The organism is Sorangium sp. So ce131 (assembly GCF_051519095.1).
Taxonomy (GTDB): Bacteria; Myxococcota_A; Polyangia; order Polyangiales; family Polyangiaceae; genus Sorangium.
Map to the genome: position 1 here is coordinate 6,254,643 of NZ_CP150455.1, position 24,522 is coordinate 6,279,164.

19 protein-coding genes are annotated in these 24,522 nt (G+C 73.6%); 11 read left to right on the forward strand and 8 right to left on the reverse strand.

All coding sequences use genetic code 11. The features are described from left to right. The first annotated feature begins 146 nt into the window (after positions 1–146). From WMF43_RS22790 to WMF43_RS22805, 4 genes are all read left to right on the forward strand, one after another. Positions 147–1,163, forward strand: coding sequence for a tetratricopeptide repeat protein (locus WMF43_RS22790; RefSeq protein ID WP_437683232.1), 1,017 nt, complete (start codon positions 147–149; stop codon positions 1,161–1,163). A 58-nt stretch (positions 1,164–1,221) separates the two neighbouring features. Next, a complete protein-coding gene (locus tag WMF43_RS22795) occupies positions 1,222–2,331 on the forward strand; it encodes a hypothetical protein (RefSeq protein WP_437683233.1) in 1,110 nt (369 codons plus the stop codon). A 48-nt stretch (positions 2,332–2,379) separates the two neighbouring features. Then, a complete protein-coding gene (locus tag WMF43_RS22800; RefSeq protein ID WP_437683234.1) occupies positions 2,380–2,595 on the forward strand; it encodes a hypothetical protein in 216 nt (71 codons plus the stop codon). 61 nt (positions 2,596–2,656) lie between these two features. Continuing rightward, positions 2,657–4,270, forward strand: coding sequence for a hypothetical protein (locus WMF43_RS22805; RefSeq protein ID WP_437683235.1), 1,614 nt, complete (start codon positions 2,657–2,659; stop codon positions 4,268–4,270). A gap of 7 nt (positions 4,271–4,277) precedes the next feature. Here the strand turns inward: WMF43_RS22805 and WMF43_RS22810 are convergent, their stop codons facing one another. The 4 genes from WMF43_RS22810 to WMF43_RS22825 all read right to left on the reverse strand — a co-directional run bounded on the left by WMF43_RS22810 (position 4,278) and on the right by WMF43_RS22825 (position 11,033). After that, on the reverse strand, positions 4,278–6,206 hold the full coding sequence (locus WMF43_RS22810) for an ArnT family glycosyltransferase (RefSeq protein WP_437683236.1): 1,929 nt from the start codon (positions 6,204–6,206) through the stop codon (positions 4,278–4,280). Continuing rightward, the gene (locus WMF43_RS22815) at positions 6,203–7,189 is read right to left on the reverse strand and encodes a hypothetical protein (RefSeq protein ID WP_437683237.1); all 987 of its coding nucleotides are present in this window, start codon (positions 7,187–7,189) and stop codon (positions 6,203–6,205) included. The genes WMF43_RS22810 and WMF43_RS22815 overlap by 4 nt, the downstream gene beginning before the upstream one ends. A gap of 8 nt (positions 7,190–7,197) precedes the next feature. Next, positions 7,198–9,279, reverse strand: a complete 2,082-nt coding sequence (locus WMF43_RS22820) for a hypothetical protein (protein ID WP_437683238.1) — start codon at positions 9,277–9,279, stop codon at positions 7,198–7,200. A 236-nt stretch (positions 9,280–9,515) separates the two neighbouring features. Continuing rightward, entirely contained in the window at positions 9,516–11,033 is a 1,518-nt protein-coding gene (locus WMF43_RS22825) for a DUF308 domain-containing protein (RefSeq protein WP_437683239.1), read from the reverse strand. Between the two features lie 371 nt (positions 11,034–11,404). Between WMF43_RS22825 and WMF43_RS22830 the strand changes: the two genes are divergently transcribed. Both WMF43_RS22830 and WMF43_RS22835 read left to right on the forward strand, forming a co-directional pair. Next, on the forward strand, positions 11,405–12,094 hold the full coding sequence (locus WMF43_RS22830) for a hypothetical protein (RefSeq protein ID WP_437683240.1): 690 nt from the start codon (positions 11,405–11,407) through the stop codon (positions 12,092–12,094). A 406-nt stretch (positions 12,095–12,500) separates the two neighbouring features. Further along, positions 12,501–12,893 (forward strand): hypothetical protein, encoded by a 393-nt coding sequence (locus WMF43_RS22835; RefSeq protein ID WP_437683241.1) that lies wholly within the window; start codon positions 12,501–12,503, stop codon positions 12,891–12,893. 153 nt (positions 12,894–13,046) lie between these two features. On the opposite strand, the gene WMF43_RS22840 is transcribed toward WMF43_RS22835, so the two are convergent. Next, positions 13,047–13,913, reverse strand: coding sequence for a hypothetical protein (locus WMF43_RS22840; protein ID WP_437683242.1), 867 nt, complete (start codon positions 13,911–13,913; stop codon positions 13,047–13,049). A gap of 358 nt (positions 13,914–14,271) precedes the next feature. Here WMF43_RS22840 and WMF43_RS22845 point away from each other — a divergent pair, with 358 nt between their 5' ends. From WMF43_RS22845 to WMF43_RS22855, 3 genes are all read left to right on the forward strand, one after another. Beyond that, positions 14,272–14,514, forward strand: a complete 243-nt coding sequence (locus WMF43_RS22845) for a hypothetical protein (protein WP_437683243.1) — start codon at positions 14,272–14,274, stop codon at positions 14,512–14,514. Between the two features lie 241 nt (positions 14,515–14,755). Beyond that, a complete protein-coding gene (locus WMF43_RS22850) occupies positions 14,756–15,334 on the forward strand; it encodes a Uma2 family endonuclease (RefSeq protein ID WP_437683244.1) in 579 nt (192 codons plus the stop codon). Positions 15,335–15,511: 177 nt separating this feature from the next. Beyond that, a complete protein-coding gene (locus WMF43_RS22855) occupies positions 15,512–16,000 on the forward strand; it encodes a type II toxin-antitoxin system RatA family toxin (RefSeq protein ID WP_437683245.1) in 489 nt (162 codons plus the stop codon). Between the two features lie 35 nt (positions 16,001–16,035). On the opposite strand, the gene traA is transcribed toward WMF43_RS22855, so the two are convergent. Next, entirely contained in the window at positions 16,036–17,325 is a 1,290-nt protein-coding gene (gene traA / locus WMF43_RS22860; RefSeq protein ID WP_437683246.1) for an outer membrane exchange protein TraA family protein, read from the reverse strand. Positions 17,326–17,544: 219 nt separating this feature from the next. Continuing rightward, positions 17,545–20,448, reverse strand: coding sequence for a helix-turn-helix domain-containing protein (locus tag WMF43_RS22865; RefSeq protein WP_437683247.1), 2,904 nt, complete (start codon positions 20,446–20,448; stop codon positions 17,545–17,547). A gap of 164 nt (positions 20,449–20,612) precedes the next feature. On the opposite strand from WMF43_RS22865, the gene WMF43_RS22870 reads away from it, so the two are divergent. Further along, on the forward strand, positions 20,613–21,200 hold the full coding sequence (locus WMF43_RS22870) for a 2OG-Fe(II) oxygenase (protein ID WP_437683248.1): 588 nt from the start codon (positions 20,613–20,615) through the stop codon (positions 21,198–21,200). A 2-nt stretch (positions 21,201–21,202) separates the two neighbouring features. Here the strand turns inward: WMF43_RS22870 and WMF43_RS22875 are convergent, their stop codons facing one another. Next, positions 21,203–22,078 carry an NAD-dependent protein deacetylase gene (locus WMF43_RS22875; protein ID WP_437683249.1) on the reverse strand — a complete coding sequence of 292 codons (876 nt, stop codon included), beginning with the start codon at positions 22,076–22,078 and terminating at the stop codon, positions 21,203–21,205. A 220-nt stretch (positions 22,079–22,298) separates the two neighbouring features. On the opposite strand from WMF43_RS22875, the gene WMF43_RS22880 reads away from it, so the two are divergent. Continuing rightward, positions 22,299–24,470: an OmpA family protein gene (locus WMF43_RS22880; protein ID WP_437683250.1), complete on the forward strand. Its 2,172-nt coding sequence runs from the start codon at positions 22,299–22,301 to the stop codon at positions 24,468–24,470. The last annotated feature ends 52 nt before the right edge of the window (positions 24,471–24,522 follow it).

A 24,522-nucleotide genomic window follows, 5' to 3' on the forward strand; every position in this document is an offset into this window, starting at 1 on the left:
GTGATAGGAACGTGGAGCGACATGCGATGCCCTCTTGACGCACGTGTACACGTGAAGAACGGGAGCTATCCGGCTCGTGGCGGGGTATGCTCCACACGACACGCTTTGCCTCGGCCGATCCTCGGCGCCGAGCCGGCGACGCTGCGATGAGCAAGAAGGACCGTTCCGCCTCCGGCGACTCCGACAAGGTGATCCACGTCGTGTTCGGCCCTGGCGGCGGGCGCGTGACGGGGCCCTCGCCCGCCCCGCAGGCCGGCGATCCGGAGGCGCCGCTCCCCGCGCCGGCGTCGCGCGAGCCGGTCACCGACATGTTCACCGGCCCGGAGGTCGCGCGGCTGCTCGGGATCTCGCCCGGCCGGCTGCGCTCGCTCGATCGCGCCGGCATCGCGCCGCCGAGCGGCCGCCGGCGGGGGCGCCGCGCGTACACCTTCTCGGACCTGATCGCGCTGCGCGCCGCGCGCGATCTGCTCGCCCGCAAGGTGCGCCTGCGCGACGTCGCGCGGGCGATCGACAACATCCGCGCCGCGCTGCCCAGGGTGACGCGCCCCCTCGCCGAGCTCCGCGTCGCCTTCGACGGCAAGGCGGTCGTGGTCCGGGGCGCGTCGGGCGCGTTCGAGCCGCTCACGGGGCAGATGGTGCTCGACTTCGAGGTGAAGGAGCTGCGCGACGACGTGGTGCGCGTGCTCCGCCCGAAGGTGGGCAGGGAGCGCGCGCGCACGGCCTACGAGCTCTACATGCAGGCCAGCCAGCTCGACGAGGATCCCGCGACGATGGACGAGGCCGAGGCGCTCTACCGGCGGGCGCTCGAGATCGACCCGTGGCTGGCGATCGCCTACACGAACCTCGGCAACATCTGCTTCCGTCGCAACGCGGAGGACCAGGCCGAGGCGCTCTACCTGAAGGCGCTCCAGCTCGACGCCGCCCAGCCGGAGGCGCAGTACAACCTCGGCTACGTGATGCTCGAGCGCGGCCGCGCGGCCGAGGCCATCCGCTATTTCCGCGGCGCGATCGAGAGCGATCCGCGCTTCGCGGACGCTTACTACAACCTCGCGATGGCCTACGAGCAGGTCGGCGATCCGGCGAAGGCGCGCCCGTGCTGGCGCAGGTACCTCGAGATCGAGCCGACCGGCACCTGGGCCGAGATCGCGCGCAAGCATCTCTGAAGCCGGGCGCGCTGCGGGGTTGATCCGGCGGGCCGCTTTTACGGATACTGCCGGCGCCATGGATCCGCAGGGCGCGCCGCGCGGCGCGGCGAACCATCCCCCTGGCGGCTACCCGCCGGGCCATCCTGGCGGCGATGGCCCTCCCGGCGGCGGCGGCTACGGCCCTCCTGGCAGCGGCGGCCATGGCCCTCCCGGCGGCGGCGGCTACGGCCCTCCCGGCGGCGGCGGCTACGGCCCTCCCGGCGGCGGCGGCTACGGCCCTCCCGGCGGCGGCTACGGCCCTCCTGGCGGCGGCGGCTACGGCCCTCCTGGCGGCGGCGGCCAACCTCCGCAGGGGTTCGGCGCCCCTCCGCCGGGAGGCTTCCACGGCCCGCCGGCGCGTGAGCCGCCGAAGCGGTCGCACCTCGCGCTGATCCTCGGCGTCGGCTGCGGGGCCGTGTTCCTGGTCTGCATCCTCGTCGGCGCGGCGCTCCTCTACTACGCCTCCTCGGGCAAGGGCGCCGGCCGGCTCGCCGAGCTCCCTGCGCCGTTGCCCCCGGAGGCGCCGGCCTCCGGCCTCGGCGCGCCCGGCGACGCCGGCCCCGCGCCGGTGATCCGCGCGGAGATCCGCGATCTGCGGAGCTTCCCCGCGAGCGCCGGGAAGCTCCACCACGTCCTCGGCGAGATCCACAACACGGGGACCGCGCCCATCGGCTCCCCGAGCGCGAAGGTGACGCTCTACGGCGCCGGCGGCGTCGCCCTCGAGACCGGCCTTTGTGCGGCCCAGGTGCGCCTCTTGCCGCCGGGCGAGAAGGTGCCGTGCGCGTTCCTTGCCCAGAGGCCCGCCGCGCAGGGCGCGCTCAAGGCCGAGATCGCCCCGGCGGCGCCGTCCTTCCGGGGGGAGCTCGCCAAGCTCAGCATCGCGGACACGAAGTTCACGCCGAGGCGCGGGCAGAGCCCCCACCGGCTGGAGGGCAGGATCACGAACGAATCGGCCTTCGTGGCCAGGTCCGTGGTCGCGATCGTCTCGCTCCACGGCGCCGACGGCAAGATCGTCGGGATGAGCCATGTCCCCGTCGCGGGCGGGGATCTCGCGCCGTCCGCGAGCGGCCTGTTCGCCGCGAGCATCGTCGATGTCGCCGACGCGCCCGCGACGTGGCAGGTCTTGGCGGTCGGATACAGCGAATGAGCGCGCGGGGGTGCGGCCTCGCGCGAGAGTCCAGGAGAGGTGAACGAGATGAGCGATGTGGGATCGGCCCGGCGGGCCAAGGACGAGCTCAAGGCCAAGATCGGCGGCGAGCCCTGGTGTGTCGGGATCGGGGTCGAGCGGGAGGACGGGGTCGGCTTCATCGTCCGCGTCAGCGTCCGGTCGGGGGGAGCCGATGCGGCGCGCGCGGCGATCCCGGAGCGGCTCGGCGGCGTGCTGATCAAGGTGATCGAGAACGACCCCTGAGCGCGGCGGGCCCGCGGTCTCGTATCGCCAGGCCGCGCAAAACGTGTAAGCTGCGCGCCTCGTGAACGAGCGCAATCTCTCCCGCCGACTTTCCACGAGCATCGTCGATGCATTGAAGGCGCACGGGCACATCCTCGTGGCCAGGGGGGGCGCGACCGCGCTCGCGCGCGAGCTCGAGGACAAGATGTCCGCTGACATCGCGATCATCGCGCCGCGGCTCGAGCCCTGGGCCATCGTCGACGGGGAGGTGACGACCACCTTCGGCACCGACGAGATCGACGACCAGGTGGAGGAGCTCGTCGCGAGCCTGACGAGCACGCTCATGGAGTCCGAGCACGTCGAGGACATCTTCACCGAGGACAACGTGATCAAGCGCGACGTCTTCCGGGTGATGCGCGACGCGCTGCTCGGGCCGCGGCCCGAGAGCGCCGAAGAGGACGACGGCGGCCCGGTGCAGGTGCGCCTCGACATGCTCGGGTACGTGGCCTCGACGGTGGGCAAGCGCGCGCCCGTGGAGGTGCTGCGCGAGGCGCTCGCGCGCGCGGCGGCGAGCTCCGGCGGCAAGATGACGGCCTACGACCCGGAGCTCCGCGAGGCGACGTTCGCGGTGGAGGGAAGCGATCCCGACGCGCGGCTCGAGCTCGAGGAGGCGGTGGCCGACGAGCTCTCGGACCTCGTGGAGGCGCGGGTGGTGACGCTCCCGGCGATGGAGCGCCGCCTGGAGCTGCCGCGCAAGGTCGACGTCGGCGCGCGCGGCGGGCTGCGCCAGCGGCTCGACGCCATCGCCTCGCGGATGCTGCGCGAGGGAGGCTGCGCCGCGTCGTGGGAGCTCGCGGGCGACCGCACGCTCCGGCTCAAGCTCACCCCGCTCTCCGAGCAGGACGCGCTCGAGGTCGAGAGCCACATGACGGCGTTCACGCGCGACATCGCCTCGCTGCTCGGCGAGTCGCCGGACGCCCTCGTCGCGGCGGGCAGCCCGGCCTCGACGCCGCTGCGCGGCGACGCACCCGCCTCCCGCCGCCGTGAGGCTGCGCCGCCGGTCGTGGACGAGGACGAGGACGAAGACGACGACGACCTCGACGAGGACGAGGACGAGGACGAGGACCTCGACGAGGACGAAGACGACCTCGACGAGGACGAGGACCTCGAGGAAGACGAAGACCTCGACGAGGACGAGCTCGACGACGAGGACGAAGACGACCTCGACGAGGACGAGGACGTCGCGGAGGAAGACGAGGCGCAGGACGGGAAGCCGGCGGCACGCGCGAAGGCGCGCAGACCATCTGAGCCGGCGGAGGAGCGCCCTCCCGCGAGCAGCAAGGCGAAGGGCAAGGCCGTGGCGGAGCGGGACGTGAAGAAGGAGCCCGCGAAGAAGACCGCCGCCGCGGCGAGGAAGGCCCCGGCCTCCGTCAGGAAGGCGCCCGCCCCGGCGGCTGCCGCGGCCAGGAAGGCCCCCGCCTCGGCGGAGGCCTCATCGAGGAAGACCCCCGCCTCGGCGGAGGCCGCGGTGAGGAAGGCCCCCGCCGCCTCGGCGGAGAAGAAGGTATCTCCGGAGAAGGCCGCGGCCGGTGTCGCGAAGAAGGCGGCGAAGGCGCCCGCCAAGAAGGCCTCGCCGGCGGCGGCGAAGAAGGCGACGAAGGCTCCGGCGAAGAAGGCGGCGGCGAAGAAGCGCTGAGCGGCGCTCAGCGCGCCGGGTTCCGGTAGACCAGGATCACCGGCACGCCGTCGAGCCCGCCGATGTGGGCCGGGCTCGTGGTCCCGAACGCGACCCACGCCTGGTACGCCTGCCCGAGCATGTGCTTCTCGTGGTGGTAGAGGGCGAAGTCCGCGCCCGCGACGGACCCGACGCCGCGGATGTCCTTACGGAGGCGCCCGTCGCGCAGGAGCATGTCCCACGCCGGGCCGGCGGTGTCGTGGATGTAGACGGTCCCCCGGGGCGGAACGTGCTCGTTGAGGTACGCCACGACCGCCCCGGTGGTGTACCCCCAGAAGGTGCGGTTCAGGCCGAGGGTCGCCGCGCCGGGCGCGCCGCCGGCGAGCGGCGTGTAGCTCGAGAGCGCCCACGGGTGCGCGTGCAGCGTCTCGGCCACCGGCGCCGCCACGACCGACGCGCCGAGCAACGCCGGGAGCAGCGGCCCGCGGGTCCCGCGCGCGAGCCGCGCGAGCCGCGCGAGCCAGGGCCGCGGGCGCACGTCCGGCCGGGCGCGCCGCGCGAAGGCGAACGCGCGGAGGCCGACGCGCGCGCGCCGCACCGCGGCGGAGAAGGCGGCGCCGGCGAACAGGGCGATGAACGGGTACGCCGTCATCCAGTGCTTCGTGCCGCCGAAGATCGGCGTGCTCGGCGACAGCCAGGCGCCGTAGACGGCGGCGATGGCGAGGAACCAGAGGAGCGCCGTGCCGCCCGGATCGTCCGCCGGCGGCCGGAGCCGCGCGGCAGAGGCGCGCAGCGCGGCGAGCGCGGGCCTCGCGCTGGCCGGCGCGAGCCGCGCCGCCGGGCGGGCGAGCGGGTACACGAGGCGCTCGCGCGCGGCGGCGCAGAGCCCAACGACGAAGAGGCAGAGCGTGACGGCGGGCACCGTCGCGGCCGTCATCACCGGCGCGTAGGCCCTCGGCATCGGCGGCGTCCAGTAGTTCCGGCCGAGGAACTCCATGTTGTAGTACTCGTGGTGCAGGTGGAAGAGCGCGTACTCGCGCAGGCGCGAGAACGTGTCGCGCCAGATCCACGGCCAGAGCGCGAAGAAGACGAGCGGGCCGAGCGTCGCCATCGCGGTGAGCGCGGCGACCGACCGCCGCGTGTGGAGCGACGGCCCCGGCGCGCCCGGCGCCGCCAGCGGGGCGGATCCCTCCGGCGCCCTCGGCGGCGGCGTCTCGCCGGACGCCTCCGGCCCCGCGGCCTCCGCCGCAAGTGCGGGCGCGTGGGCGGGCGCCGGCGCGGCGATCCGCGCCCAGAGCTCGAGGGCGACCGCGTGCACCACGCACACGATCGGCAAGAACCAGGAGTTGTGCTTCGTGTCGAGCGCGAGGCCGAAGGTGACGCCGGTGAGCACCGCCCAGCGCGCCCCGCCGTCCCGCAGCGCGCGCCAGTAGCAGTAGGCGCACAGGGCCCACACGGTCACGATCGGCGCGTCGAAGCACGCGAGGTGCGCTTGGTAGAAGTACCGCGGCATCATCGCGAAGAGCGCCGCCGCGCACGCGCCCGCGACCCGGTCCCTCGCCTGCGCGCCCCAGAGGTACACGAGCGCGACGCCCGCGCCCGACAGGACCATCGCCGGGAACCGGTAGCTCGTGCCTTCCATGGCGAAGAGCCCGAGCCGCTTCTGAAGGACGAGGTTCGAGAGCGCGAAGAGCGACTTGATGAGCCCCGGGTGCTCGTGGTTCACCGACCAGGCGCCATCGACGACCTCCGGGGCGAGCGCGGCGCGCGGCGCCTCGATCAGCGCCTGGAACCAGGCGGCGTAGCGGTTCGCGGCGTAGAAGTAGAACCCCTCGTCCCGCGCGTAACCGAGGTCGCCCGCGGTCGCGAGCAGGAGGGCGACGTACGCCGCCGCGAACGCGAGCGCGATCGCGCCGTCGAGCCGCGTGAGCCGGCGGAGCGGCGCCGCTCGCGTCATCGGGTGTCCGCCTCGAAGCAGTAGTGGCGGTGGGCGTAGTCGGTGGTCCTCACGGCGAACTCCACCTCTGCCCTCGCCGCGCCGGCGTGGACGCCGAGCGGGAACTCGAACGGCGCCCACCCGTCGCCGTCGACGTGCGTCGCCTCGCCCACAGCCTCGCCGTTCACGCGCACCGACAGCGTGACCGGCGCGCCCGCGAGCTCGCGCTCGATGATCCAGTACATGCCCGCGTGCCCTCGGATCACGGCGCCGAGCGGCACGTCGCGGAAGCGCGTGACGATCTCGCCGGTCCTCGGCGGGTGGGACCAGATGCACCGGCGCGGGCGGAACTCCTCGTCCGCGATCACGGTGACGCCGACGTTGAAGAAGACGCCGCCCGGGCACTCGAAGCGCTCGGCGGGGAACGTCGGGTGGCCGCCGAGCCCGCCGGCCGCGATCCGCGCGCGCGGGTTCCAGCGGCACGCGGCCGGCGGCTCCGAGAGGCGCACGTCCGCCGACGGCGGCGCGACGTGGTCGACGAAGTCGTGGACGACGCGGGCCGGTGACGGGTTCACGAGGCGCCGGAGCACGAACCGCCCGTGCTCCTGACGAGCCTCCTCGCGGAAGCCCTCGAGCTCCGCGGCGCGCTCCCCGAGCACGCTGATCTCGACGGCGGCCGCGTAGCGGGTCTCGTCGGGCCTGGCCGCGTCGCGCAGCGGCATCAGCTCGTCCCCGAGCGCGCGGCGCGCGGCCGGATCGGCCCAGGCCGGCGCGACGATCACGAGGTCCCCGGGCCGCTTCATCGCCTCGAGCGGGGCCTTCACCTCGCGCCACGCGTCGAAATCCGGTGTCCTTCCGCTGAAGTAGACGTGCGCGGCGAGCTCGCAGAGCCCGAGCGCCGGCAGGCCGAGCAGCGCGAGCAGGCCCCACCGCTCGATCCGGCCGCGCGCCCGCGCTGCCCTCTCCGCGGACACGGTCGCTTCGTGGGGCTGCGCCGCGGTCACGGTTCTACCTACCGCTCGATCGCGTAGACGACGCTGCCGAGCGGCATGCGCTGGATGCGCTCCTCGATCACCCCGCGGAGCGCCTTCCAGGCCCCGTCCTTCTCGACGTACGTCTCGCGCAGGCGCAGCGCCGCGGCCTTGTCGCCGCGCGCCTTGATGCCGAGCACCGTCCGCGCGAGCGCCTCCGCCGCGGCGGGCAGCTTGTCCGCCTGGATCGAGAAGCACCCCTGGTCCTCGCCGTTCGCCGCCTTCTCGCCGCGGTGGAAGCCCAGCGCGCCCGCGTCGAGCAGGCTGCCGAGCTGGATCGCGGCGAGCTGCCCATAGTGCCGCGCCTCGCCGCCCGCCGTCGTCATCCCCTGCCCCGCCTGCCCGAAGGCCCAGAGGACGTCCCTCACCTCGGAGCGGCGCGCGAGCGCCGGATCGAGGACGCCCTTCTCGGCGAGCCAGCTCGTGAAGTAGAGCGAGCCGGTCTGGGCCTTGAGCTCCTCGAGCATCGTGGCGAGCGGGCCGCCGAAGATCTCGCTGCCGGCCTTGCCCTTCACCTTGTATCCCTGCCCCGGGCCGAGGTTGTGCGACGCCTCGTGCAGCACCGTGCCCAGCGTCGCGACGCCGGGATCGAGCGAGACCGTGTCCATCGTGGTCTTGCAAAGGAGCGACTCGGCGGCCTCCCGGAGGGCGGCGCGGCTGTCGTCGTCCTGGAGGAAGTTCGCCATGACCATGGTGCGGGCGCGCCCCTCTTCCACGACCCGGCCCCAGTTCGGCAGGCTCTGCCCCGAGGTCCCGCCCGTAGGGCTGCGCGACTCGCCGGCGTTCAGGAGGACGTCGATGAAGTCGGGCAGGTGGAACGCGACCTTCCGCGCCTTGTACGGCGCGCCCGCGAGCCTCGCGAGCGCCTCCTCCATGTCGGCCTTCACGGGGTCGAGCTTCTTCTGCCAGGTGAGCGACTCCTGGTTGACGCGCGCGAAGCTCACGTGGAAGCCCGCCTTGCTGCTGCACGGCTCCCAGTAGGTCTCGTCCGGCCCGACCCGCAGGTACCACCGCGAGTTCTCGGCGTTCATCCTGGACCAGGGCTCGTCGGCGAGCTCCCAGCGGTTGTCGAGGAAGGCCTGCGACGCCGCGAGCAGGTAGGCCTTGAACGCGGCCTCGCCGGGGCTCTGGATCACGTCCGCCGCGGCCTTGAGCTCCCGGCTCACCGCCTCCATCTCGGGCTTGTAGGCCTCGCTGTACGGCACGGCCTTGAGGGCGCCGCCCTCCTCGACCACCGCGGTGAAGGGCGACAGGAGCGCCCGCTGGTCGGGCCGCGCCTCGAGCGCGGCGCAGAACTTCTTGTCCTCCTGGAGGCGCGCCGGGTAGACGCCGACGACCTTCTGCGGCGGGCTGCCCGGGATCGCGCTGCACGCCGGGTCGTTCCGGGTCTTCGGCTGCTCGCACCAGGGCCCCTGGTTGCGCCAGAAGAGCGCCCGGCTCGCGGGGTCGTCGGCGGGGATCCGGCTGGCCATGCCGACCGTGCCGCGCTGCCGCGCGTGGATCTGCTCGATGAGCTCGGCCACCTTGAGCATGTGGCCGACGAGGGCCCGGTCCTCGGCGGGCGCGCCACGGAAGTCCGCGTGGAGGAGCGACGGCCGGCCGGCGGCGAGCTCGGCGAGCACCAGGCCGCGGCGGCGCTGCTCGGCCTCGTCGAGGCCGGCGCGCGGGTGGCCTTCGGACTTCACCTTGGCCATCGCCGCGTAGGCCGAGAGGAACGCCGGCGTGAACGCCCCCGAGGCGACCCAGGCCGGCGGCGTGTCGCGGTGCCAGGGGGCGGCGACCTCGTCCGGGTCGACCGCGCCGGAGCCGTTCCGGTCGGCGATCCAGAAGAGCGGGAGGTCGAGCTCCACGGCGATGCAGTTGAAATCGAGCCGGGGGATCTGGTCGAGGCGCGGCCCGGGGGCTGCCGCCCGGGGGGCCGCGGCCGGGGGCGGCGCGGCCCGGGGCGGCGCCGGCGGGGCGGCGGGCGGCGGCGAGCAGGCAGCGCACGCCGCGAGGGCGGTGAGCCCCGCGAGCGCGGCGAGCGAGGCGCGGGAGGGGGTGACCGGGAGGGGGATCGTCATGGCTGGAGCTCCGAGGGGCCCTCGACCTCCGAGGTGCGCGGGAAGGCCGGGGAGCCAGCGAGGGCGAGGAGGGCGCCGTGAGAGCCGCCGGCGCCCTGGTCGCGCCGCGAGAGCAGCTCCGCCGCCCGATCGGCCGCCGGACGGCTGGGGCGGGCGGGAGCGTAGATCAACGGCGCGTGAACCGGGGGTGTTTCTGCGCGCGGGTAGGAGCCCTGTCCCGCGGCGCGCGATCCGTCTCACGCGGACGGGCGGAAGCTCGCGCGCCTCGGCAACCGTAGCCCGAAGATGCCGGCCAGGAGCTCCCCCGCGCCGTAGTAGCAAAGGTAGCCGGCCAGCGCGAACTTGAGCAGCGCCGCCGACGCGGGCAGCGAGAGCAGGACGAGGCTCGCGAGCATCGAGCCGGTCCCCACGACGAGGAGCCACCTCGACTCCACCATTCCCTTGAGCACGACCGACGCGGCGACGCGCAGCGCGCCGGAGAGGAACGCCCAGATGCCGACGAGGATCACGAAGACCTCGACCACGTGGCCGCGGCGGAGCACGACGAGGCCGAGCAGGAGGCTCGCCACGCCGCGCACGAGCGAGAGGAGGCGTCGGACGGGCGGCTCGCGCGACGCGCGCGACGCGGCGAAGAGCGACAGGGAGCCGTCGAGCAGCGCGTACACAGCGAAGGCCGAGACGAGCAGCCGCCACCCCGCGGACGACCCCTGACCGACGGAGATCGTCAGCACGCCGGCGCCCACGGCGATCGCGAGGGCGCCCTGAGCGATGAGGATCCATCGGGAGCGCTCCGGCCGCGTCGGCTTCGGGAAGAGCGTCCTCGCCGCGGAGATCGCCGCGGCCACCGGGTTCTCCGGCGCCCGGGGCGCGCGGCCGGGCTCGGCGTCCGGGATCACGACGGGCATCTCGCGCTCGACGGCGCGACCGTCCTTCCACTCGAGATAGCGGACATGTCCGTCCGGAGAGATGCGAAGAAACGAGTTGAGAGGGCCGGCCCAGGAGCCGCTGTTGAAGTACCAGTCGCCGATACGACCTGCCTTGTGCGTGTGCCCGAGCACCGTCACGTCGTGCGCGCCCAGCTCGAGCTCTGCGCGGACCCCGACCACGTGTTCGCCGAGCCGATCCGGGCTCTGCGCCGGCGTCAGCGCCGAGCTGGGGCGCACCTCGCCCTTCGCCCCGCGGCGGTTCAGCGTCGCCTGGGCGCGCCTCCAGATCGTCAACATCGAGTCGCCGAATTGCTCGAGGACGTCCTCCACGCTCTCGCCGCTCCTGAGGAGCGGAGAGCCGTTCTCGTCCTCGAAGATGCCGGCGAAGATGGCGAGCATGCGGCCGAAGCCTGGGTCGTCCCCGGCGTTGAAGGGATCGGTCTCGTGCCCGTGGCAGAAGCGGAACCGCTTGCCCCCGAGCTCCCGGACGAACGGCGCGCGCATGCGGGCGAAGAAGGGGTGATGGAGGAAGTCCGTGCCGATGAAGTGCGCGAGGTCGACGTCGTGGTTGCCGGGCACGTAGGTGAGCCTCAGCGTGGCGAGCTGGTCGAGGAGCGCCCGCCGCTTCACGAGCAGCAGGCTGAGGTTCATCTGCCAGAGCTCGAAGAGGTCGCCGAGGATGAAGAGCTCGCCTCCCTCGCTGCCCACGTGGTCGAGAAACGCGCGCAGCTGCGGCGTCTTCTCGCCCGTCTCGAAGTTGTCGCGCACGCCGCCGTCACCGATGTGCAGATCGCTGATGACGAAGATGTCCCTGGATGCGCCATCCATCACGTGGCTCCCGGGTCGGGCGATCCCGCCGTGAGACGGCCGCGTCCCTCGCGCCGGATCTCACGCAAACCGTGTGCCGCGACGGCGCGCAGGGGAGCGAGCGCTGGCAGGGTACTCGCTCGCGGCTTGAAGCTCCGCGAGCTCCTTTGATCCAGGACGCGCCCGGCACCGCCGCGCAGGGGAAGCCGCCCGGGTCGAGCACGACGCCGCCGGGTGCGACCCGTGCGGGGTTCGCTGCCGTCGCGCTCATCCGCCGGACCCGACATGACGGGCAGAGACTACGTCCTTTGCATCTGAAGGAGCTGAGCGCCTCACAGGGCGAGCGGGAGCACGCCTGGACACTGCTGGCGTACGCTCCTAGGATCACGCACATGCCGACGAGCGAAGAGAAGAGCGCGCTGGCGATGAAAGCCATCTGGCCCGTCGAGATCGCGTCGGAGTACTTCGACGTGCCGGTCGACGAGGTGCGCGGCCGGACGGACGGCGCCGGAGCCGAGCTCGTCGACCGCTTCGAACTCGAGAAGCGGCTCCACCGGGAGGATCGCATCGGGCTCGACTGGCTCGCCATCTCGTTCGGCGTGCCGCGCGGCGCGCTCGAGCACGCGATGCGCACGCCGCCCACCTCCCACGGGCTCAGGCTCGCCCCTTTCCAGCTCGATGTGTACGGCTCCGGCGGTCGCTATTTGCTGCCGCGCCGCCTCGCCGAGGCGTGGGTGAAGGAGCTGCTGCCGAAGCACAAGACGTGGAGCTCGCTCGACAGCCGCGCCCGCGACCTCGCGGAGCGCCTCGACGGTGATGTCCGCGCATGCGCCGTCTCGACACGCTTCGGCGAGGTGCCGCCGGCCGTCGCTACCTGCCGCTGCATCGTGACCTGGGACGACGTCTCACGCGCGCACCAGGAGTACCTCGACAATCGCAAGAACATCTCCCTCGAGCCCGATCACGTGGGCTGGCACGCGATTGTCGACAAGAAGATCCCCCTCTCGGCGCTGTGGCGCAGCGATCTCGGCAACATGGAGCGTTACCTCGAGCAGCGGGGCTACTCGTGGAAGGCGGCTTGATCCAGGGGGCGACCGCGCGCAAGTGCTTCGATCTTCTCGAGAAGCAAGTCAGCGACTACTGGGGGCGGGCATCCCCTGGCCGCGAGGGCGATCGCTCATCACGTTCGTCGACAGCGCCCTCCGCGCCTTCGCTCCCGAGGTCTGGGGCGAGATCTACCCGAGCTTGTACCTGGAGCTCACGGAGCCTGCCGGCAGGTTCGAGCACTTCACGAAGGCTCCCCCTGGCCGTGAGGAGCACCTGGGCGCACTGCACGCCAAGGATCTGGAGAAGTTGCTCCGGGAGGGGCGCGCCTTGAGATCCCCCTCTCGGCGCTGTGGCGCAGCGATCTCGGCAACATGGAGCGTTACCTCGAGCAGCGGGGCTACTCGTGGAAGGCGGCTTGATCCAGGGGGCGACCGCGCGCAAGTGCTTCGATCTTCTCGAGAAGCAAGTCAGCGACTACTGGGGGCGGGCATCCCCTGGCCGCGAGGGCGATCGCTCATCACGTTCGTCGACAGCGCCCTCCGCGCCTTCGCTCCCGAGGTCTGGGGCGAGATCTACCCGAGCTTGTACCTGGAGCTCACGGAGCCTGCCGGCAGGTTCGAGCACTTCACGAAGGCTCCCCCTGGCCGTGAGGAGCACCTGGGCGCACTGCACGCCAAGGATCTGGAGAAGTTGCTCCGGGAGGGGCGCGCCTTGAAGTGCGACTGGTACGCCGATCTCGAGCAGTGGCGCGAGGACATCGGCGACCACTCCGAATGCGCCCCCGAGCTGTTCGACGTGTTCCTGAACAAAGACGTGCTCCAGAACCTCGACTGATCGCTCACCCCCTCGGCAGCGGCCCCGCTCCCAGGAATGGCTGGTCCCCGCATGGATCTCGCGTCCATCGAACGGGGCCCGAGCTCCTGCGCGAGAGGGCGCGTGAGGATTTCGACGACGCCCTTCATCGTCGCGTACGGCGCCGCGTCGTCCTTACGGCGCCGCGTCGTCCTCTTCGTCAGCTTCTTCCTCGGCTTCCTCTTCCTCGTCACTCGCCTCCTCCGCCTCTTCCTCCTCGGCGGCGGCGGTGCTCACGAGGCGCGACTGGAGCTTTGGCGTCGCGTCCTCGAACGCATCGCCGCGGAAGTAGTAGCCGATCTTCCGGAGATCCGCGTGGCGCCGGACCATGAGGGTCCAGAGCCGATCGCGCATCTTCTCGGCGTCGCCGCGCTGCTTCGACGCAGGGCGGCGGGCGCCGTCGGGGGTGAGGTTGTCGAGCAGCCACTCGCTCGCGGCTTGAAGCTCCGCGAACTCCTCCTCGGTGAAGGGGTGTTTACCGCGGAGCGCGCCCGCGTGCTCCGCGTAGAGGTGGGCCAGCGCCATCCCGTCGCTGGCCAGGTCGTACTTGCCGCTGCCGGCCCGGATCTCCGCGACGACGTCCCTCGGCAGGAGGCCGCGCCTCGCCAGGGTCTCCGCGAGCGAGAGCATCGGCTCGCGCAGCTCGGTCACGATCTTGAGCTTCGCGTCGATCTCGCGGGAGCTCGCCGGCCGGGCGGTGACGCGGGTCGCGGCGTAGACGAGCGCCCGGCCGAGGTCCGGCAGCGCGAGCACGTCATCGAGCGGCAGCTCGGGGAGCGCCTTCCGGACCCGCGCCGGGTCCGAGCAGACCGCCTCGATGCCCTGCTTCACGTTGGCGAAGGCGATCCGCACGTCGGCGCGACAGACCTCGATCTCGCGGTCCGGAAGTGCGAGGGCTTCGGGGGTGAAGCGCTCGTAACAAGCGCGGTAGGAGGGCTTTGCCTTGGGAGGCGACGAAGGCGCCTTCCCGGTGTCTTGTTTGTTGGTTCTGGCTTTGGCCATCCCGGGAACGTAGCTGCAGGCGAACGCAACCGTGGACCACACGGGCGTGGGATGTGTGCTCGGGGGGGCGCGGATCCGCGCGGAGAGGGCGAGGTGGCTTCGATCGGAGGCACAAGGGGTCGCCAGGATGGCGGAGTGCATGCACCTGGGGTCACCTAGTGTCACGCGAGGTCGCGTCCAGCGAGCACGTTGGGCACCCCCGAGCTCCTCCTCTTCCCGCTCGAAGTCGAGCTCGGGCGGCGCGTCGTGAGGCGAGAACGCCATGAACAGGATGCGCAGGCCGCCGGCCTCCAGCACGCGGGGCATGGCGAGATCCTGGGACCCGAGCTGCAGGCTCCCACCGCATCCACGTGGCCGGGTGCACGCGCAGCGCGCCGCGGTCGTCGCTCCGCGCGCGCACGACGAGATCGAGCCGGCGGCGCGCCCGCGCCGTGCCGCGCCGGGAAGGAACGCGGCGCTCGAACAGGAACTCACCCCTCGGCCTCATGGCTCCGTCCTGCCCGAGGACTTGCCGCCGCGTTACCTTTCCGTCGCCGAGGTCCACCTCTCGCTCTGGTGCGCGGTCCCGTGGATCAGCGAGCTCTACCAGGTGAAGCCATGAAGATGCACGACGGGTATCTCGCCTTGAAGTCATCCGGTGGAAATCGGAAGCTCAAAGCCCGTTCGCTGCTGGCCTGCGGAGACGAGGCCGCCCTGTTTCCGCGCGGCAGCAATCCCCGGCTCGCGAGCCGTTCGGGTCAGCCGCGTCGAGGGCGCCGGCGGCGCGGACATGCCGCACCAAGGGAGGCCGCATCCGGCTGCTCGTTTCGCGCGGCGGCGCCGCCGTGCCATACTGCGTGGCCATGGTGGCCCCGGCCCATCGCATTCACCACACGTACGCCGAGTACCTGGCCCTCGAGGCGTCCAGCAACGTCAAGCACGAGTACCTCGACGGCCAGATCTACGCGATGGCGGGCGGCACGCCCGAGCACGCCGCCCTCGCGGCGGCGGTCATCGGCCTCCTCTTTCCCGAGCTTCGCAGAGGTCGGTGTCGGGCTCACGACGCCGATCTCCGCGTGCGCGTGCCCGCCACCGGCCTCGCCACCTACCCCGACGTCACGGTCGTCTGCGGGCCGCTCCAGCGCGACGCCCAGGACGAGCAAGCCGTGACGAACCCCACGCTCATCGTCGAGGTGCTGAGCCGCAGCACGGAGGAGTACGACAGAGGCGATAAGTTCGAGCACTACAAACGCCTCGCCTCCTTGCGCCAGTACGTCCTCGTGTCGCACCGGGAACGCAGCGTGGAGGTCTGGACGCGAGGTATCGATGGTGGCTGGACGTCCGCCATCGCGCGCGAAGGGGACGCCGCGCACCTCGTGTCCATCGGCGTCTGGCTCGATGTCCGCGAGCTCTACGAGGCCGCCGCCGAGCCGGAGGTCTGAGATGGGACAGCGGACTCTGCCCACGTCCAGGGCTCCAGCTCACCTCCTCACTCCGCGGCGACTGCCTGGACGTCCTCGGCGATCCAGAGAGCCGGCTTCGGCTGCGTGGCGCCATCTGAACAGCCATCGCGGCGGGCTCTCGCCATCCCGATCCTCACGACCCTATCCTGCGCGCCCATGCCCACGATCCAGAGCACCGCCGAGATCGACGCCCCCGCCCGCGACCTCTTCGTGTTGTCTCAGGATTACGGTCTCCGGCTCGAGTGGGACCCGTTCGTCCGCGAGCTGCGCTACTGCGATGGCGCGGCCGAGCCCGCCGTCGGCGTGCGGGTGTGGGTGCGGGCGAAGAACGGGCTCGCCATGGTGGTCCGGTACATCACCGTGAATCCGCCAGAGCAGGTGGCCATCGCCCTGGTGGAGGGGCCGCCGGTCTTCCGCCAGTTCTCCGGCGCGTGGCTCTTCAAGGCGCTGGCGCCGCGGCGGACGCAGGTCACCTTCCGCTACCACTTCGCGGCGCGCCCGCGGATCCTCGCGCCGGTGCTGGAGCCGGTCATGAAGGCGGTGCTGCGGCGCGACATCGACGAGCGCCTCGCCGGGCTGAAGCGCAGCGCCGAGACGACGGACATCCTGCAGCGCATCCCGCGGCGCGACCCGATCACCGCCTGATCGGCGGGCGACCCGCGCCGCAGCTCAGCCACAGCTCAGCGAGAGGCTCTCCCCGTGGGCGCCCCCGACCGCGCGGACGATCGCAGCCGCCAGCGAGCGAGCGCGATCCCGAGACCCGCGAGCGCGAGGGCGACCCCGCCGTCGCGCTGGCCCGGCACGCCGGCCCGGAACACGCAGCCCCCCTGGTCGCCGTCCGCCGGGCCCGGCCCGGACGCCGGGCCTGCACCGCCCCCGCCGCCCGCGCCGGGCTCGGAGGGCGCGACGCAGGCGTGCGCCTCGGGGTCGCAGACATCGCCCTCTTTGCAGTCGGCGTCGCTCACGCACCCCACGCACTCCGGCGTCCCATCCACCTCGAGGCAGCGTGGCTTCCGTCCGTTGCAAGGGCTGCAGCTGGGCCCACAGAAGGCGTCGAGGGTGCACGGCGCGCACAGCGCGGCGCTGTTGCAGTAGGCGCCCGCAGCGCAGCCGTTGTTTCCAGCCAGGCCGACGAACGCGCGGCTGCACTGCGCGCAGGAGGCCTCGTCCGGCGTCGAGGCGCTGGCCGGCAAGGCCTGATGGAACGACGCCGGCTGGACGAGCGTGAAGCCGGACTCCGCGAGGCTCACGCTGCCGTTCTCGGTGGCGCCCAGCTCGAAATCCTCGAATTCACCGACCAGAACGGACAGCTCGAGCGCGGAATGCTCGGCGATCGCGACATAAAGGATCTCGATCGGATACAGCCCCTCCTGGGTGAACGTGACGGTGTTCGTCACGCGCCAGGTGGGTCTGCCGAGCGCCGTCGGCCGCACCACCACGGGATAGGAGGCTTGCTCGGCGTCGTAGATCACGAGGGCCACGGCGTCGTCGGCGTAGATGCCGAAGTGGAGCGGCTGATCGACGTGCTCGGGCGGCACGGCCAGGTAGCCGCGCAGGCGCATGCCGAACGGCGTGTTGGGGTCGTTCTCGACGAAGTCGCACCCCCCTGCCGGACAGCCGGCGACCGCGTCGCGAAAGTCGCCGAAGCTCAGCTGGGATCCGGCGTCGTAGTTGTTCGAGAGATCGAGCGGCGTGTCCACCACGAAGCTCACGAGGTCGGGCTGTCTATCATCGATGAACGTGTTGATCCCTTCGACGAGATCCTCTGTGTCCAAGTAGCCGAAGTCCTCCACGGCGTCGGACGACGCGTGGTACGCGCCGCACAAGCCGGAGCCCTCCGTCGTGGGGAGCGGCGCCACGGGGTCTCCGTCGATGACGACAGGCGCGGCGAGCGCGGAGCCCGGTGCTCCCAGCGCGAGCGAGAGGGCGATGATGGACGAGGTGGTGAGGGTGGAAGGTCGCCAAGACATGGACGCTCCGTACGAAGAAAGGAGTGCAGCCGACGCAACCGACGCGACCGATCGCGGAAGCTGCGCGGAGGCTGGTCGACATCACCTGATGGCGGCAGCGAAATGGTAAGCGAGCGCATCGCCTCCACGATGACGAAAGGCGGGCGAAGCACATTACCGCCCGCGCCGTTCGTCGGCGCACGGCGCGCGCCCGCGCAGCACGCAACGCGCTCTCGCCCGTCACTCGAGCAGCGCCAGCGCCTCCCGCGACGCCCCCGCCTCCGGGTGCTGCAGGCGCGCCCTCAGCGCCGCCGCCTCGGTGAGCAGCCTCCGCCCGCGCTGCGCATCCCCGCCACGCGCCGCGGCGACGCCCGCCCAGTGCAGCGCGTCCGCCCTCGCCCATGCGTCCTCGCCGGCCCACGCGACGGCCGACCCCGCGAGGGCCGCCGCGGCCGGCACATCCCGCCCGCCGTCGCCATCCCGCCCGCCGTCCGCCCCGCGCCCGCCGTCCGCCCCGAGACCGCCGTCCGCCCCGAGACCGCTGTCCGCGCCGCGACCGCCGTTCGCCCCGCGCTCGCCATCCGCGCCGCGCCCAAGCGCGCACCGCGCCGCGATCGTCGCGAGCCGCGCGCGGAACGGCCCGAACCCGCACGTCTCCGCGACGTGCATCCCCTCCTCCGCGCGCCGCCTCCCCTCGCCCATCCGCCCGCGCGCGAGCGCGATCCGCGCCGCGAGCTCGCTGCACCGGAGCGCCATCTCCACCTCGCCCGTCGCGGCCGCCCAGCGGCGCGCCTCGCCGAGGTGCTCCTCCGCCGCCGCGGCGTCGCTGTCCACGAGCGCGAGCCCGAGCAGCACGCGCGCGTGCGCCACGTGGCCCTCCCAGCCGCGCCGCCGGCACGCCTCGAGGTTCTTCAGCGTCGCCGCCCGCGCCTCCTCCCGCCGCCCTAGCGCGAGGTCGCGCTCCGCCTCCCAGAGCGCCCGGCGCGCGACCGGCTCGTCGCCCAGCCGCCGGACGCGCGCGAAGCGCTCGCCCGCCGCGTCGACCTCGCCGAGGTCGTGCAGCACCGCGCCGAGCAGCGCCGCGGCGCGCGCCGCGTGCGCCCGCTCCCCGCCGCGCTCGGCGATCTCCAGCGAGCGCTCGACGAGGCCGCGCGCCCTCCCGAGGTGGCCCCGCAGCCGCTCGGTGTACGCCAGCGTGCGCAGGCCCGTCGCGCGCTGCGCCGCGCCCGCGAGCTCCCCGGCGATCTCGTCGTGCGCCTCGTAACACACGCACGCGAACGCGAGGTCGCCGAGCGCGCCGGCGTAGAGCCCCGCCTCGTACGCGAGCGACGCGCGCAGCGGCGCGGGCAGCGAGGCCGGCATGCCCCGGGGATCGTCCCCGCCGGCGAACGCGCGCAGGATCCGGGCGCCGCGGGCCATGTCGCCGAGCTTGAGGCCGAGGTGCGCGAAGCCGCCGAGGCCGATCGCGTAGATGTCGTGCGCCTCGCGCGCGCGCCCGGCCGCGACGAGCTCCGCGATCACGGCCTCGTACGCGTCGAGCGCGCCGCGCTCCCGCGGCGCCCGGCGCGGCGCCTCGTCGAGGCGCGGCGGCGGGGCGCCGCTCCCCGCGGCGTGGATCCGGTCCGGCGGCACGCCGAGGAGCGACTTGAAGTGCTGCCGCACGAACGGGTGCGTCGAGTAGCAGCGGTCGCCCGGCCGCGCCGCGAACACGAGCCCGAGGCGCTCGAGCCGCGCGAGGCCACGCGCGAGCTCCGCGGCGCCCCACCCCGCCATGGCGCCCGCGATCTCGCCGCCGGCCCGGATCAGCTGGGAGAGCGCCTCCTCGCCCGCGCCGGCCGGGAACACGGAGAGGCGCGCGAGCAGGTCGCGCTCGCCCGCGGGCAGGGCGCGCGCGTACGCCGACAGCACCGCGCTCAGCCGGCGGGCGAGCGCGTCGTCGCGCTCGGCCTCGGCGAGGTGCGCCGCGCTCGCCGCGGAGAGCCGCCCCGCGTCGCCGCCGAGGAACGCGCCCACGTACGAGCCGAGCACCGCGACCGAGAGCGCGTGGCCGCCCGTGGTCTCGGCCAGCGCGCGCAGGGCGCCGTCGTCGCTGCGGATGCCCCAGCGCCGCATCAGCGCCGCGGCGTCGCCCTCGCAGAGCGACGCCGGCCTCACGGTGAGGACGCCGCCCTCGGCCCACGCCGCGAGATCCGCGAGCTCGAACCGCGACGTGACGAGCGCCCGCGCGCCGCCGAGCCCGGCGGCGACGGCGCAGAGCAGCCGCCGGAGGAGCGCGTCGTGCAGCTCGCCGTGCGCGCGCCCGGCGCCCCCCTCGGATTGAACGGCCTCGAGCCCGTCGAGCACGAGCAGGTGCGGCGGCCCTTGCCCGAGCGCGTCCCTCAGCCGCGCGAGCTGCTCGCCGGGCGGCGCCGGCCTCGGCGGGCTTGCGACCGCGGCGCCCGACGCGGATGCGGCGCCCGCGGCGGGCGCGAAGTACGCCGCTGCCTGGTCGAGGAACGCCTCGGTCCGCGGGTCGTCGTAGAAGCTCCAGACGAGCACCCCGCCGGGCCTGGGCGCGTCGCCGAGGCCCTGGAGGAAGCGCTCGGCGATCGCGGTCTTGCCCGCGCCGCCCACGCCGAGGAGCACGATCACCCGGGGATCCGGCGTCGAGGCGCCGGCCCACGCGGAGAGCCGCGCGAGGATGTCCGCGCGCCCGACGAAGTGCCGCGCGCGCTGGAGCGTGTGCGCGTGCAGGGGGCGCCACGCCGGGGCGGCCGTGCCCTGCGGCGCGCCGGGCGTGGCGGGCGGCGTCGTTCCGTCGGCTGCCCTGTCGGGCGCCTCTGCCGCCTCACTGGGCGCATGCGCCGGATCCGCCTCCGGCGTGTCCCCGGCGCCGTCGGCGAGCAGCTCCGCCTCGGGGATGCCCAGCTCGGCGCTGAGTCGCTCCAGGATGCGCCGCCGGGAAGGGCTCCGGACCGAGAAGCCGCCCTGCGGATCGTTGACGGCCCCCGACTCGTAGCGGCGGTAGGTCCGGACATCGACCCCGATCGACGCGGCGACCTGCTCCTGCGTGAGATCGAGCTCGATCCGCGCCCTCTGCAGGAGCGTGTGGTTGAACCGGACCGCTGGCGCCGCGCCGCGCCCCGCCCTGGGGACCTGTGCCATCGCTACGAGCGATCGATGATCGGCGATACCACGCGCCCCTGTCCACCCGCGTCCACCCCGCGCTGCGCGGCCTTGCCCGGCCTTGCGTGGCCTTACCCAGTCTTGCCCGGTCCTGCCCGGTCCCGCCCTTCCGGATCCGGTCCGCCCGGACGCACGCTCTCCGCATGATGCACACCGCAGCACGCGCCGAACGAACCGCCACCCCCGAACGGACCGCCTACGCCGAGGATCTCCGCATCTTCACGGTGTCGAACCTCCTGTCGCCCGAGGAGTGCGCGGGCTTCATCCGCCTCGCAGAGGAGCGAGGCTTCGAGCAGGCGCCGATCGGGGGGACCAGCGTCATCGACCTCGAGGTGCGCAACAACCGCCGCCTCCTCCTCGACGATCCCACCCTCGCGGCGCACCTCTGGGAGCGGCTCGCGCCGTGGACCCCGCGGAGCTGGGGCCAGCACCTCGCCGTCGGTCTGAACGAGCGCTTCCGCTGCTACCGCTACGGTGAAGGCGAGTACTTCAACTGGCACGGCGACGGGTCGTTCGTGCGATCGAGCGGCGAGCGGAGCCTGTTCACCGCGATGATCTACCTGAACGACGGCTTCGAGGGCGGCACGACCGATTTCTGGGGCAACCGGAGCATCACCCCGCGGCGCGGCATGGCGCTCGTGTTCGAGCACCGGCGGCTCCACCGGGGCGCCGCCGTGACGCGCGGGTGCAAGTACGTGCTCCGCACCGACGTGATGTACCGGCTCGGCTGACGCTACCGGACAGCGCCGGCGCAGAGCGCCTCGGCGAGGCGCGGCAGCACCTCGCCGGCTCGTGCCTCGATCTTCACGGCGCCGAGCTCCTCGCCGCGCGCCGGTCCCAGGTTGATCATCGCGATCGGGATGCCCCGCTGCGCGGCGCGCAGCACGAAGCGGTAGCCCGAGAAGACCGCCAGCGACGAGCCGACGACGAGGAGCACGTCCGCCGCGTCGACCAGGGCGAACGCCTCGTCCACGATCGGCCGCGGCACGTTCTCGCCGAAGAAGACGACGCGCGGCTTGAGCGGCCCGTCGCAGCGCAGGCACGCCGGCGCCTGGAAGCGGGCCACGTGCTCGGCGGGCAGGTCGGCGTCGCCGTCGGGGGCGAGGTCGGCCGCGAGGCGCAGCCAGCCGGGGTTCAGCGCGAGCAGCCGCGCCTGCAGGGCGGCGCGCGGCTCCACCGCGCCGCACGCGAGGCAGGCGACCTCGGAGAGCGCCCCGTGCAGCTCGATCACGCGGCGGCTGCCCGCGGCCTGGTGCAGGCCGTCGACGTTCTGCGTGATCAGGCCCTCCATCAGCCCGCCGCGCTCGATCCGCGCGAGGGCGCGGTGCGCAGGGTTGGGCTCGGCCCGGCAGAACCGCTCCCAGCCGATCACCGCGCGCGCCCAGTAGCGCTGCCGGATCTCGGCCGAGCGCGAGAACTCCCGCCCCTGGATCGGGTTCCGGGCGCGCCGCCGCGTCTCGGGCCCCCGGTAGTCCGGGATGCCGGACTCGGTGCTGCACCCCGCGCCCGTGAGGACCACGAGCCGCTTGCCACGCACGAGCGCGACGAGCGCGTCGATCGGCGGCTCAGGGTCGAGCGGCTCAGGGGGGAGCGCTTCGCCGGGCGGCATACGCCCGTTTGTGGCTCGTTTCTTCGGGCGTCGCCAGCCGCACGGCCCTCGCGGCCGGTGCGCCGGCCGCGGGCGGGGCTCCCCGGCTCCAGCCCCAGCCGGCGCGAGGCGACGGAATCCGGCTTCGGCCCACGCCCCCGCGCGCCAGGTGAGGCATCGTCGTCGCCGCGGCCGGCGCCGCCGGCCCCTTCTCCCACGCCTCCGACAGGAAAGCTCGTCCATGAAGCTCGCCTCCCTCGCGATCCTCCCGCTTGCCCTCAGCGCGTGCGCCGGGCCGCTGGCGAAAGGGCCGTCGCCCGATCTCCGCCTGCGGCACGTCGTCCTGTACCAGAACGGCCTCGGTTACTTCGAGCGCACCGGCGCCATGTCGGGCGAGCGGCTCACGCTCCGGTTCCGGGAGCGCGAGGTCGACGACGTGCTGAAGAGCATGGTGGTCGTCGAGCAGAACCTCGGGCCGAACGACACGCCCTCCACCGTGAGCGCGCTCCTACCGCGCTCCGGGCAGGCCAGCGGGCCCGAGGATCCCGCCGAGGTCGAGCTCGTCTTCTCGCCGGCCGCCAGGCGGCCCGTGTCGATCGCGTACGCGGTGCCGACCGCCGCCTGGAAGGCCACCTACCGGGTCATCCTGCCGGCCAAGGGGCAGAAGGAGAAGCGGGCGCTCCTCCAGGCGTGGGCGCTCATCAGCAACATCGGCGACGAGGACTGGAGCGAGGTCGACGTGACGCTCGCGACGGGCGCGCCGCTCTCCTACGTGTCGAACCTGCGCGCGCCGACGATGCTCGATCGGCCGGAGCTGAAGGGCGTCTACGACGGCGAGGGCGGCGCGAGCGCCCCCGTGCTCGCGGAGCGCTCGCCCGGGCTCGACGCCGACCGCGACGGCGTGCTCGACCACGACGACGCCTGCCCGCGCGAGCCCGGCTCGGAGAGCCCGTACCCCAACCAGCGCGGCTGCCCGAACGTGGTGCGCCTCGCCAGCAGCGAGATACAGATCCTGACCCAGGTGCCCTTCGACAAGGGCTCGGACGTCATCCCGCCGCGCGCGAGGCCGCTCCTCGAGGAGATCGCGCGCGCGCTCAAGAGCGTCCCGCACATCCGCACGTTCTATGTCGACGGGCACGCGTCGGCCGACGAGGCGGGCGCGGAGGATCTCGCGGCCCGGCGCGCCGCGGCCGTACGCGCGGCGCTCCTCCAGCTCGGGGTCTCGACCGAGCTCGTGACGCGCTCGAACGGCTCCAGGATGCCCCTCGCCGACGGCGGCACCGAGGACGTCCGGCAGCGCAACCGCCGCGTCTCGCTGAGCGCCGCGGAGGGCTGGCGGGCGCAGGCCCCCAGCCCGGAGCGCGGGGCGCCGGCCATCACGCCCGAGGCGATGGAGAAGGCGCCGGAGGGCGCCGCGAGCGTGGACGCCGTGGCCGGGGCCTTCCGGTACGCGATCGCGAACCCGGTGACGCTCCCGAAGAAGTCGTCGGCGCTGATCACGCTCATCAACCGCCCGGTGGCGGGCGAGGACGTCCTCCTCTTCCGCCCCGATCCCGCGGCGCCCGCGAGCGCGACCCACCCCTTCCGCGCCGCGCAGATCGAGAACAGGAGCGCGCTCGGGCTCCAGCCCGGATCCGTGTCGATCTTCTCGGGCGGGACGTTCGTGGGCGAGGGCGTGCTCACGCGCCTCTTGCCCGGAGAGAGCGCGACGATCCCGTACGCCATCGACAGCTCGACGGAGGTGCGCGCGACGAGCATGACCACGGAGGTGCCGGTGCGGATCGTGTCGCTGTCCCGCGGCGCGCTGCGCGTGGAGGATCGGTACCGGCGCGTGACGGTCTACGACGTGAGGCCCGGCCGGGACGTGCCGGAGACGTTGCTCCTCCGGCACGCGAGGGCGACGGGGTTCGAGCCGCAGGGCCTCCCCGGGTGCACGGACGCGACGCCGGACGCCTGCCTCGTCGAGAAGAAGCTCGCGCCCGGCGTCCCCCAGAAGGTCGCGGTCGAGGAGACGCGGCTGTCGCAGCGCGAGATCCCGCTCGTCGAGGCCGACAGCGAGCGGCTCTCGCTCTACCTGAAGGGCTCGAGCCTCCCGGCCGAGCTCCGCGCGAGGATGGACCGCGCGCTCGCGCTCCGGCGCGCGCTCGACGCGGCGAACGCCGAGCTCGACCCCCTGCGGCGGAGGCGCGCCGAGCTGATCGATCGCGCCGCCGAGCTGCGCGAGAGCCTGAGGACCATCGAGCGCACCCCGCAGGCCGGCAAGCTCCGCCAGACCCTGCTCGACCGGCTCGCCGACGTGGCCCGGCAGTCGGAGGAGATCGGCGCGAAGATCACCCAGCGCATCGAGGACGTGGCCATGGCGCGCGCCGAGCTCGACGAGACGCTCCGCGATCTGGTCATCGACGGTCGGTGAGCGCCGGCGGACGATCCGGGGGGATTTCGCGGCCGACGGGCAGCCCGCGCGC

Bases quoted from the DNA above. Each gene is read 5' to 3' on its own strand.
- WMF43_RS22855 (WP_437683245.1), top strand. From the start codon at position 15,512: ATGCCCACGATCCAGAGCACCGCCGAGATCGACGCCCCCGCCCGCGAC.
- WMF43_RS22840 (WP_437683242.1), bottom strand. From the start codon at position 13,913: ATGGCCAAAGCCAGAACCAACAAACAAGACACCGGGAAGGCGCCTTCG.
- WMF43_RS22830 (WP_437683240.1), top strand. From the start codon at position 11,405: ATGCCGACGAGCGAAGAGAAGAGCGCGCTGGCGATGAAAGCCATCTGG.
- WMF43_RS22865 (WP_437683247.1), bottom strand. From the start codon at position 20,448: ATGGCACAGGTCCCCAGGGCGGGGCGCGGCGCGGCGCCAGCGGTCCGG.
- WMF43_RS22800 (WP_437683234.1), top strand. From the start codon at position 2,380: ATGAGCGATGTGGGATCGGCCCGGCGGGCCAAGGACGAGCTCAAGGCC.
- WMF43_RS22795 (WP_437683233.1), top strand. From the start codon at position 1,222: ATGGATCCGCAGGGCGCGCCGCGCGGCGCGGCGAACCATCCCCCTGGC.
- WMF43_RS22790 (WP_437683232.1), top strand. From the start codon at position 147: ATGAGCAAGAAGGACCGTTCCGCCTCCGGCGACTCCGACAAGGTGATC.
- WMF43_RS22825 (WP_437683239.1), bottom strand. From the start codon at position 11,033: ATGGATGGCGCATCCAGGGACATCTTCGTCATCAGCGATCTGCACATC.
- WMF43_RS22875 (WP_437683249.1), bottom strand. From the start codon at position 22,078: ATGCCGCCCGGCGAAGCGCTCCCCCCTGAGCCGCTCGACCCTGAGCCG.
- WMF43_RS22850 (WP_437683244.1), top strand. From the start codon at position 14,756: ATGGTGGCCCCGGCCCATCGCATTCACCACACGTACGCCGAGTACCTG.
- traA (WP_437683246.1), bottom strand. From the start codon at position 17,325: ATGTCTTGGCGACCTTCCACCCTCACCACCTCGTCCATCATCGCCCTC.
- WMF43_RS22880 (WP_437683250.1), top strand. From the start codon at position 22,299: ATGAAGCTCGCCTCCCTCGCGATCCTCCCGCTTGCCCTCAGCGCGTGC.
- WMF43_RS22820 (WP_437683238.1), bottom strand. From the start codon at position 9,279: ATGACGATCCCCCTCCCGGTCACCCCCTCCCGCGCCTCGCTCGCCGCG.
- WMF43_RS22870 (WP_437683248.1), top strand. From the start codon at position 20,613: ATGATGCACACCGCAGCACGCGCCGAACGAACCGCCACCCCCGAACGG.
- WMF43_RS22810 (WP_437683236.1), bottom strand. From the start codon at position 6,206: ATGACGCGAGCGGCGCCGCTCCGCCGGCTCACGCGGCTCGACGGCGCG.